The 10,389-nt window shown below is 42.3% G+C and carries 13 protein-coding genes and 1 pseudogene; 5 read left to right on the forward strand and 9 right to left on the reverse strand.

What is annotated here, in order from left to right:
• From ODU37_RS10040 to ODU37_RS10080, 9 genes are all read right to left on the reverse strand, one after another.
• Positions 1-1,195: phage/plasmid primase, P4 family (locus ODU37_RS10040; protein ID WP_398580480.1), on the reverse strand; the 1,195-nt coding region annotated here is incomplete at its 3' end.
• A 19-nt stretch (positions 1,196-1,214) separates the two neighbouring features.
• A complete protein-coding gene (locus ODU37_RS10045; RefSeq protein WP_024387872.1) occupies positions 1,215-2,084 on the reverse strand; it encodes a primase alpha helix C-terminal domain-containing protein in 870 nt (289 codons plus the stop codon).
• A gap of 134 nt (positions 2,085-2,218) precedes the next feature.
• On the reverse strand, positions 2,219-2,500 hold the full coding sequence (locus ODU37_RS10050) for an XRE family transcriptional regulator (protein WP_249562559.1): 282 nt from the start codon (positions 2,498-2,500) through the stop codon (positions 2,219-2,221).
• Positions 2,493-2,828: a hypothetical protein gene (locus ODU37_RS10055; RefSeq protein ID WP_249562560.1), complete on the reverse strand. Its 336-nt coding sequence runs from the start codon at positions 2,826-2,828 to the stop codon at positions 2,493-2,495. Before ODU37_RS10055 ends, ODU37_RS10050 begins: the two co-directional genes overlap by 8 nt.
• Entirely contained in the window at positions 2,825-3,010 is a 186-nt protein-coding gene (locus tag ODU37_RS10060) for a hypothetical protein (protein WP_172068593.1), read from the reverse strand. Before ODU37_RS10060 ends, ODU37_RS10055 begins: the two co-directional genes overlap by 4 nt.
• 10 nt (positions 3,011-3,020) lie before the next feature.
• Positions 3,021-3,218, reverse strand: coding sequence for a hypothetical protein (locus ODU37_RS10065; protein ID WP_398580481.1), 198 nt, complete (start codon positions 3,216-3,218; stop codon positions 3,021-3,023).
• Positions 3,199-3,594 carry a hypothetical protein gene (locus ODU37_RS10070; protein WP_024387869.1) on the reverse strand — a complete coding sequence of 132 codons (396 nt, stop codon included), beginning with the start codon at positions 3,592-3,594 and terminating at the stop codon, positions 3,199-3,201. The genes ODU37_RS10065 and ODU37_RS10070 overlap by 20 nt, the downstream gene beginning before the upstream one ends.
• 469 nt (positions 3,595-4,063) lie before the next feature.
• Positions 4,064-4,693, reverse strand: coding sequence for a Rha family transcriptional regulator (locus ODU37_RS10075; RefSeq protein ID WP_249562561.1), 630 nt, complete (start codon positions 4,691-4,693; stop codon positions 4,064-4,066).
• A gap of 38 nt (positions 4,694-4,731) precedes the next feature.
• Positions 4,732-4,938, reverse strand: a complete 207-nt coding sequence (locus tag ODU37_RS10080; protein ID WP_044679914.1) for a helix-turn-helix transcriptional regulator — start codon at positions 4,936-4,938, stop codon at positions 4,732-4,734.
• A gap of 122 nt (positions 4,939-5,060) precedes the next feature.
• Here ODU37_RS10080 and ODU37_RS10085 point away from each other — a divergent pair.
• From ODU37_RS10085 to radA, 5 genes and pseudogenes are all read left to right on the forward strand, one after another.
• A pseudogene (locus tag ODU37_RS10085) lies at positions 5,061-5,270 on the forward strand (helix-turn-helix domain-containing protein); the annotation flags it as partial.
• A gap of 1,319 nt (positions 5,271-6,589) precedes the next feature.
• Positions 6,590-7,735, forward strand: a complete 1,146-nt coding sequence (locus ODU37_RS10090; protein WP_249562562.1) for a site-specific integrase — start codon at positions 6,590-6,592, stop codon at positions 7,733-7,735.
• Between the two features lie 97 nt (positions 7,736-7,832).
• Entirely contained in the window at positions 7,833-8,276 is a 444-nt protein-coding gene (locus ODU37_RS10095) for a dUTP diphosphatase (RefSeq protein ID WP_024388517.1), read from the forward strand.
• A 6-nt stretch (positions 8,277-8,282) separates the two neighbouring features.
• Complete coding sequence (locus tag ODU37_RS10100) at positions 8,283-8,816, forward strand: histidine phosphatase family protein (protein ID WP_105159038.1); 534 nt, start codon at positions 8,283-8,285, stop codon at positions 8,814-8,816.
• 6 nt (positions 8,817-8,822) lie between these two features.
• Entirely contained in the window at positions 8,823-10,190 is a 1,368-nt protein-coding gene (gene radA / locus ODU37_RS10105) for a DNA repair protein RadA (RefSeq protein ID WP_024377772.1), read from the forward strand.
• The last annotated feature ends 199 nt before the right edge of the window (positions 10,191-10,389 follow it).

Raw genomic sequence — 10,389 nt, forward strand, 5'->3', positions numbered from 1 at the left:
CCAACTTAACTAAATACTCAAGGACTTCCTTACGGTTAATATAATCCTCTTTTATAGCTTTATTTGGTTTGCCTTTGAATACCTTCGTAAAAGGTAAAATCCTAAATCGGCGGTCAATAGCAGACTTATCGCCGTTCATTCTTGGTAAACCATTAGAAGACTGTACCACCGTCATATTAAGGCGTATGCTATAAGGTCGTTTCCCTTTATCCTCTATGGTCATTATGTCGCCTGTCGCCAAGCTAAACATATCCGATGTATCTTTGATTACCGCGTCCTTCTGTACGTCATCACCAATAACAAGTGATTTTCCCAATAAGATAGATGTTGAAAATTGACTTTTTGTTAAGCCTGTAATTTTTAAGCTGGCCACGTTTTCCATACCCACCAGGTTTATAAGTAACTGCTGAAAAGTTCCTTTTCCCGTTCCACCTTCACCAAAAAGCCAAAAGATTTTTTGCAATGACTGCCCTGTGATACTTGCTTTTATAATTTGGATAGCAAGGTTATAAAGTTCCTCGTCACCGTCAAACAGCTCTAAAAGCCAAGCTGTCGGCTTCCAGCCGTTAATTATCGGCTCTTTTGCTCCAGGGTTATAGTCTGTTTTTATCTTTCTTGTTGCTGTTATATCTGGTGTTGGGTCTTCAAAAACGCCTGTCTTAGCATTGTATAGCTGTTTCCCAATTACGGTATAATTGCCTTGAATTTCCTTCATTTGGCTCTGTCTAGCAATCTTATAAAGCGTATCAAATGCCTGTTTTTCCGTTGCATTTGGATAAATGACAGAAATAAGATCTTGTAAAAATTCATTATCCTCTAACCAGATACCAAAATCAGGATTATAGAAATATAGCGGGGCTTTTTGTCCTTGTGCCTCTGGCTTAATCCTAATAAAGCGGATATGCTTTTTTAATATGATGGCAACCCCTAACGGATTAGTTGGTAAAGCCCTTCCGCTTTTTTCCTCGCCCTTCTGTCGGGCTAGTTCCTCATGCTGGGCTTCTGTCAATTTGCCCGCTTTTACATTTTCAAGGTGCTTGCTATCTGTCATAACTTCATCATAAGCTTGCTGATAAGCCTGGTCTTTTATTGCTTGACACTCTTTGATAAGTTGCCCCCTAACACCTTTAAAAGTCTTAAAGTGCTTATCTTCATTTTCACGCGCCTCTAAGATTTCACTTTCCAGGCTTTTCAATTCTTCCTTTTCTATGGTCCTATCCTCGCTTTCTAAATTCTGCTCTTGCTATACTTTCAAAAGTCCTATCTAGCTCCCTCTCTGGTAGGGGGTTAGCTGTCACGCTGTTTGCTATCTTTGTTAATTCGTAAGCTGTTTCTATATCGCAATCAACCCACTTATTAAAGAGTAGCCCCACAAAGCGCGTGAGTGCCACGTTACGCCCTCCCTCGTCTCCAAAGCCATTGAAAAGCGTATCTATGACCCTCATAGTGATAGACCGCTGACCGCTTGGTTGTGGTGTGTACGTCTGCGGTTTTACTCCCTGGCCACTTGTTCGATTTTGGTTTGATTTTGGTACTGGATAATCTAGGCCATGCTCTACGATTTTTTGATAGTCTGCTGGGTCGCCTGTTGTGACTGGTAAGCCCTGAAGTTGGGACCAGGTTAAGCTAGCTATGTCAAAAGGTAGCCCTATCTTGTCTGCTATCTCCTTGACTACCTGCTTATAGGCTTCCTCATTCATCACGCCCCCAGGCTTTACCACAAGCCTAAAACGAGGGCTCTCTGGGGTGTGTTTGATTGTTGGGTACAAGATATAGGAAAAGCCAAACAAGGCGCTAGAAACAGCCTCTATAAAGCCCTGGGCTGGTCCCTCAATCTCATCATAATCAAGGAAAATTAAATCACGATATACCAGGCTGGTATTATTCCGCTTGTAGCTCCCTGTTTTCTCTGCTGTGATTTTTCCACTCAAACAATAAGGCGCCTGGGTTCTTTTGTATTCCTCCAGGTCAGCACCTTCAGGGACTACTAGGGGCTTAAAGCGCTCAATATACTGGAATGGCTCCATTTTATCAAACAGATAGACAAGGTTACTTTGAAAACCCCTAGCCTCGTAAATTGCCACATTATCGCCCCTTTCTCCGTTTCTTCTTCAGTTTTTTAAGCCTTTGCTGTTCCTTTAGCTGGTCCAGTGTCGGCCTGCGATCTTTGTAAAATTTTTCATCATGATACTTCCCGCCACCTTGTGCGGGGTGTACGCTATACCTTGCCATTCTCAACCCCCAAAAATATCAAAACATCACTAACCCTATAAAAGATTTTCCTAGTGTCTTCTAGTGGGGGCTGGTATCGTCTTAGCCCGTTGTCTTCCCAGCGTTTCAAGGTCTTATCCTTTATGCCTAGTTCATCTTTAACCTGTTGGGCTGTGATTAGTCCAAGTGTCCTTGGTTTGACTTTCTCACGCGCCTCCAGGTACTTTCCAACCATATCCAGCAAGCCATTAGTTAGATCTTGCTCGCTCTCTCTGCTTAGGCTAAACATCTCTATACTTCCTCCAGTCTTCTAAGTCAGCAGTCAAAAGCGCGTGAATACGCTTATGTTCCTGGTCGTATTGACGTTGGAGCGGTAGCACTCCAGCAAGTCGCTCAGTTTCATTCTGGGGGATATAGTAGCCCCCTAGCTTGTTATCTCGTCCGCCACAAACGGGAATACCATAATCAACTATAAGTTGGCGGATATGTTCCCTAATGGTTCGGATGTCTAGGCCTGTCAGCTTCTCAATGTCTGAGGCGGTGATTGGTAAGTCCACGCCAAGCGGTAGTAGCTTGAAAACTTTGTTTAGATGTCCTGGTAATTTGTTTTCTGTCATGCTTGCACCTCCAGCAGATTCATCCAGTCAATGATCCATTGCTTTCTTTCTTCTTGGGATAGTGTCAAAAAACGTTCTTCTTCCTCTTTGGGTATCTTGTTTTCTATAATGCCAATGATAAGCCCATAGAGTGCTGGGCGTTGCTCCTTGATTTCCTCAACTATCTGGTCTAGTTTCCTCATGTCCAACCCCCTAATTGTAATATCTGCTCTGTGATTGAATATAAGCCCCATAATTCGCATTTGTCAGCCGTCTGGTATGATTACCCTCTGGCTTGATTTTGGGCTTGCTATGGAGCTGATACGTTCCTAGATGTAGCCATAGAAAGATATTCAGCGGTGTTAGTATTGCGATAAGCGTTAACGCTGTTTCAATTGTCATTTCTTGCATTTTTCATCTCCTTTTTTATATGCTCAAAATCTTGTAAGATTAGTTTTAAGTACCACATAGGATTACCTACTTCAATCTTGTCTTCATATCCAGCTTTCAAGAGTGCTACCCTTGCGCTCTCGACTCGGTGAGTTATACTGTTCAAACTGTGTTCAACCGGTGTCAAATTGCCATATGGAACTCGTGCCACGTCCTCATGAAAGTGGTTCAGCATGATGTCGGTTAGATAGTGCAATGTCCAGCCTGTTTCATGGTCTAGTTGATATACTTTGCTGATGACTGCCTTCAGCTCTTCCGATATTGCATTCTTCACGGGTGCGTATTCTTGGTTAGACATTTCAAAATGGATTATCGTTTCTCTGTTATTGTCTTTCATGTAGTTCTTACCTCTGTTTCTTTTATTGTGTCTGTGTAATGACCCTAGTGGGCTTTATCCTGTTTGTAAAAGGCTTGATTTCTTTACTATACTTTTTTCTTTATACATTTCTTTGTTAGCCTAGACTATCCCCAGCGGATAACCGCCCCAGACTTACCAGGTTGCCCCTGTGGTCGTGTAAGCCTGTGCCAAAATAATAGCCTTGCTGTATGTAATTTTCTTAGGGTGGTTTAGATTGCCCTGGGTCCATGACAACCTAATGGCGATACCAGCACCTAATACTTTTCTACTCCAGTTTTAAGGGTTAGCGCCCTCTGTATGGTCATAATGTCCTAGATATGGTATAATCTAGCTATTAAATCTTTACTAAAACCCTTTTAATAACAGCTTGCCTGCTTGTTAATTTTGTTTTAGTTAGTGGTTAAAAGGCTTTGCTGGTTGGTCCCCGTTAAGCCTTTTTTTGTTGCTCTCACGCGCCTTGTGGTGCGTTTTTCAGTGGTCTGAATACCATAGTTTTGATGTCTTGGTATGTCATGCCTAGGTTTATCATAGCAATAGCCATGTCTTCTAGCGCCTGGTACTTGATAAGTTCCTGACTGGTTAGGCTGTCAATGCCATTATGTCCGCCACGGTGTGCCATTAGCTGGCGTTTATTCAATCCGCTAGCGCCTTTTAGTAGCAAGTTTGTAACCGTGCTGTGCGCGTGTTTTGGGGCTTCCTGCCATGTTTCAATAGCTTCATGTAGTGCTTTACGTTTGGGCTTCTCCAGTGCCCTCTGGTAGCGAAACTCTGCCACCTCATCACGCATTTCAAAGAATGCTCGAACTAGGTTTGTTTTGAATTTGACAACCTGCGGTGTGTTGTCCAGATAAGTGATCAGCAAAGTAGCCTGCTGTTCATTTAAGTGATAAACCTTTTTTGGTCTACCTTTTCCGTCTAATTTATGGATTTCAAATCCATAAAATCCAAACGCCTCAAATCGTTCTTTATGATTTCTCAATAGGCGTGTAATAGTGTGGTGTTGTACTCCAGCACATTCTGCGATTATCTCGCTTGTTGTGTACGGCTCTTTCCGTCCGTCCATGTAAACTAATTCCATGCTTTCCTACCTCTTTCTTTACTTTTGCATACTTTAAATTAAAAAAATATGTCTTCTAGTGTAATATCAGGGAACAATGGTAGAAGTAGCTGTTTAAACTTTAACTTTTCATCATCGCTAAAAGAGTTTTTACCAACTTCTTTATTGTGATAACTTTGTTTTGTCATTCCTAACTTTTTTCCAAGTTGTTCCTGTGTCAACCCCAACATGTTTCGATAACCTCGAATTTTGTTTTTTCTGGTCATTAAATCACCTCCTTTACTTTTGCATACCTAGACTATAACACCTTTTTAAAAATAAATCAATACTTTTCTTTACTTTTTAAAAAAAAAAGTTTATTATGTAGTTATTAGGAGGTGTTTCCGTTATGAATAACAATGTTCAAGTAGGGGAACGAATCAAACAAATCCGCCTTTCATTAGGTGAATCTATGGAGAAGTTCGGGGAACGTTTTGAAACTTCCAAGGGAACAGTTAATAACTGGGAAAAAGGAAGGAATTTACCGAATAAAGAGAATCTTAAAAAAATCTCTGAATTAGGTCAAATGACTGTAAATGAACTTCTATATGGAAACGTTAATAATCTCATTGAGTCTATTTTGTTGGGGTTTGAATTCTATAGTTTTGCTGATGAAAATAAGAAAAAACGTGTCTTTGAACTTGTACAAAAAGAGGTGAAAGACTTTCCACATTTGCTTACCTCAGATTATAATGATGAACTCATAGAAAAAATTTCAGATATTGTTGTAGATATTATCAATGGATTAGATGGGACAAATGAATCAGCATTAAGGGCGAGCTATGAAGCATTCAGTGTTTCAGGAATCGAAGATATGTTTTACAGAACAGTAACCACTAGCGAAATAGAAATTCGTTACAATTACAGCTTGATGATGTACCAGAAGAATTACAAACTAAAAAAAATATTACGTGAAGGTATGGATGAACAACTTTATAAAAAATTAGAATTTGTTCATAAACAAGCAGAAGCCGAAGTCACAAAAATAGCTAGGGAATTAGATTATAAACTTTATAACTCCGATGAATCAAAAAAGGAAACAAAAAAACAAATATTTGATTTGATTGACAAGATTCAGTCCATCGTTCCAAAGCCACTTCGGACTAAAAAAATTAAAAAAAATATCGATGTATGGGTACATAACAATTTCAAGGAATTGATAGAATCGCCTGAAAGTCTTTCTGAACTAATAAATACAGGAGCATTGAAAAAAATGACATTGGGTGAAATTGAACCAAACTATATAGATATGACAAAATTGATTGAACCTGATGAAGACTAGCCCTCACCACGTTCAAACACTTCTCTGGTGCATTTACCCTACTGAGCTATTCCACGCGCCTAGGGGCTTTCTAGTGGACTGTGTGGAGTGAAAAAAAGTCCGCAAAAGTCCGCATTAAAAAAGTCAGTTTTTATCAGTAGATGAAAATGTAGGTTTTTGTTGGTAGTTAAAAAAGTCAACATTAGTCAACATGAAAAAAGTCGGATTTTGTAGGTAGCTGGAAAAACTCAACAAAACTCAATAGCTGAAAAAGTTAGGTTTTGTTAATAGCTGAAAAAAGTCAAGTTTTAACAAGTTAGATATTTTAGTAAACTGTCTGCGGTCGTGAAACGGCGCAATGTATTATATATTGGCTATACCTTAGCAAACCTTAGCATTCGGCGCGTGTGTACTCTAAAATCTAACCATTTCTAACCCTGTCAAACGCTCCAAAATCGCCTGTATTCGCTTTTAACTCTTAACTGGTATAATTTACCTTACCCACCAAAAACAAACGAAATTAGGGCTATTCTCGTAAGCCTACGCATGATATAAACCTAAAACATTCTAAAATCTTTTTAATAACAGCTTGCCTGCTGATGGAAAGGTTTATGATCATGAAGATTATTGAAGTAACAAAAAAAGACGGTAGCATTGTTTACCGTGCAAGTGTCTATCTTGGGGTAGATGCCATTACAGGAAAGAAAGTAAAAACTAGCGTAACAGGTAGGACAAAAACGGAGGTTAAACAGAAAGCAAAGCACGCGCCTATTGAGTTTGCCAAAAATGGTTCAACGGTAAAAAAGGAAGTAGAAGTAAAAACCTATCAAGAATTAGCTGACCTTTGGCTAGAAAGTTACAAGTTAACAGTAAAGCCTCAGACTTTTGTAGTAACCAAAAGGCAACTATATAACCACCTTATTCCAATATTTGGAGGAATGAAACTAGATAAGATAGTACCAGCCACCATTCAGCAGTTTGTTAATGGTCTGGCTCCTAAGTTGGTAAATTTTAAAGCTATTCATTCAATCAATAATAGAATTTTACAACATGGGGTACTGTTGCAAGTTCTGGCCACAAATCCAGCTCGTGATGTTATCTTACCCAAAAAGCAGAAAAAGGGACGTGAGGCGGTCAGGTTTATCGAACCTGAACACCTAAAACAGTTTCTTGATCATGCTGAACAATTGGCAAGTACCAACTTTAGCAAGTATTACCAATATGTTATTTTTAAGTTATTACTGGCCACTGGTTGCCGTATTGGTGAATTGTCTGCCCTGGAGTGGTCTGATATTGATCTAGAAGCTGGCACAATATCGATCAGTAAAACCTATAGCATGGAACTGCATATAATCGGGACAACAAAGACAAAGGCAGGTACTCGTATCATCAGCATAGACAAAAAAACAGCTCTCTTACTGAAACAATATCGCAACCGCCAACGCTTGATGTTTCTTGAGGTCGGCGCGTGCGCTCCCTCTGTTGTCTTTGCTACAACGGTTAGGGAATACCTCCCACGGATTTCACTACAAGAAATTATAAACCGTCGGTGTAAGGCCTTGGGTATTCCTCGCTTTACTTGTCACGCTTTCCGCCATACTCACGCTAGTTTACTGCTGAACGCTGGTATTAGTTACAAGGAACTCCAATATCGTCTTGGACACTCTAACATTTCAATGACCTTAGACACTTATGGGCACCTATCAAAAGATAAAGAAAAAGAGGCAGTTTCATATTATGAAAAAGCCATAAATAATCTCTAGGTGTACAAAATGGTCCACAAATTACAAAAACAACTTTTTACAAGGTGCTAGAAACCTTATTAAATCAACGTTTTGAAAGGATAAAAGAAAGAATATTATGAAAATCCGTGGATTCGAACTGGTCAGCCAGTTTACTGATGAAAATTTATTGCCAAAACGTGAGACCGCTCATGCAGCAGGTTATGACCTGAAAGCTGCGGAGAGGGTTAGCTTAGAGCCAGGTGAGATTAAGCTGGTTCCAACAGGTGTAAAGGCCTATATGCAGGCCAATGAGGTCCTCTATCTTTATGACCGTTCGTCCAACCCTCGCAAGAAGGGCTTGGTCCTGATTAACTCGGTTGGGGTTATCGACGGGGACTACTACGGCAACCCAGCCAACGAAGGTCATATCTTTGCCCAGATGCGAAATATCACAGAAGAAACCGTTGTGGTGGAAGCTGGCGAGCGAATCGTACAGGCTGTTTTTGCCCCCTTCCTCTTGGCTGACGGCGATCAGGCCGATGGTGTTCGGACAGGTGGATTTGGATCGACTGGGAAATAGGCTACTATGCAGATTCTCTTTGTGCGGCATTCCGAGCCTAGCTACAGTATGTTTGACCAGCATGATAATCCTCGGCTGTATGCAGGTTTTGGACGGGATCTGGCTCCCCTGACTGAAAAGGGGCGGACTTTAGCTCAGGAAATTGCTAGTAATCCTATCTTTTCCCAAGCTCAAGTAGTCATTGCTTCAAGCGTCACACGGGCCTTGGAGACTGCGACCTACATTGCTCATGCCAACCAACTGCCTCTTCTGGTCGAGCCCTTTTTTCATGAGTGGCGACCAGACCTGACGGGACAAAATGCCAGTCAAGATGAGGCTGTCTTAGCTCATCGATTATTTTTGGAAAATAGCGGAGCGGTGCCTGAGTCTTCACCTGTTCGCTATGAGACTGCTGCGGAGATGAGAGAGCGATTTTTACAGGCCCTTGAAAAATACAAAGCCTATGACCGAATCGCTATCGTCTGTCACGGTATGCTGATACGCCAGTTTGTTCCCAAAGAAACCATAGCCTACTGCGAAATCCTAGAATACAATCTATAGGAGGAAATGACCATCGCTAAGAAAAAAACAACCTTTGTCTGTCAATCTTGCGAGTACCACTCGCCCAAGTATCTGGGCCGTTGCCCCAACTGTGGCTCCTGGTCTAGCTTTGTCGAGGAAGTGGAAGTCGCTGAAGTCAAGAACGAGCGGGTTAGCCTGACAGGTGAGAAGACCCGTCCCATGAAACTCAATGAAGTTTCCTCTATTCAAGTGGCTCGCACTAAGACTAACATGGAGGAGTTCAACCGCGTCCTCGGTGGCGGTGTGGTACCGGGGAGTCTGGTCCTGATCGGAGGCGATCCAGGAATTGGCAAATCCACCCTACTCTTGCAGGTTTCTACCCAGCTTTCGACCATTGGTACCGTCCTCTATGTGTCCGGGGAAGAGTCTGCCCAGCAGATTAAGCTCCGTGCCGAGCGTTTGGGCGACATTGACAGCGAGTTCTATCTCTATGCGGAGACCAATATGCAGAGCATTCGGACCGAGATTGAGAAGATAAAACCAGATTTCCTGATTATCGACTCTATCCAGACCATTATGAGCCCTGACATCTCCAGCGTGCAAGGCTCTGTCAGTCAGGTCCGTGAAGTGACCAATGAGCTTATGCAGATTGCCAAGACCAACAATATCGCAACCTTTATCGTCGGCCACATGACCAAGGAAGGCACCCTGGCTGGACCTCGGACCTTGGAGCATATGGTAGACACCGTTCTTTATTTTGAGGGCGAGCGGCAGCACACCTTCCGTATCTTGCGGGCGGTCAAAAATCGCTTTGGCTCCACCAACGAAATCGGTATTTTTGAAATGCAGTCACAAGGCTTGGTCGAAGTTCTCAATCCAAGTGAGGTCTTTCTGGAAGAGCGTCTGGACGGGGCGACTGGCTCTGCGATTGTCGTGACCATGGAGGGCACCCGCCCCATCCTTGCGGAAGTGCAGGCTCTGGTGACGCCGACCATGTTTGGCAATGCCAAGCGGACCACGACAGGCTTGGATTTCAATCGTGCCAGCTTGATTATGGCAGTTTTGGAAAAACGGGCAGGCCTGCTCCTCCAAAACCAAGATGCCTACCTCAAGTCAGCAGGCGGTGTCAAACTGGATGAGCCAGCTATTGACCTTGCGGTCGCAGTTGCCCTCGCTTCCAGTTACAAGGATAAGCCAACCAACCCACAAGAGTGCTTTATAGGCGAAATCGGTCTGACAGGGGAAATCCGCCGCGTCAATCGGATTGAACAACGGATTAACGAAGCCGCTAAATTAGGCTTTACCAAGGTCTATGCCCCTAAAAATTCCCTGACAGGAATCAAGGTGCCCAAGGAAATCACGGTTGTCGGCGTGACAACCATTGGCGAAGTCTTGCAGAAAGTGTTCAACTGATGAAATCATTCGGGAGTGACAGCTAGTCGCTCCTCTTTTTGTCCCCAGAAAACCACTAGCTATGCTAGTGGTTCAGTAGAGCTTCTAGCGAGGTATTAAAAAAACCTCCCAAAGTGATAAGATAGAAGTGGTTTCCCCGCCACTACATCAAATCAAATAGGAGGTACCTCATGAGAGAGGATAATGAAAGTTTATCACA

The organism is Streptococcus sp. 2021WUSS109, from assembly GCF_044427305.1.
Lineage (GTDB): Bacteria > Bacillota > Bacilli > Lactobacillales > Streptococcaceae > Streptococcus > Streptococcus suis.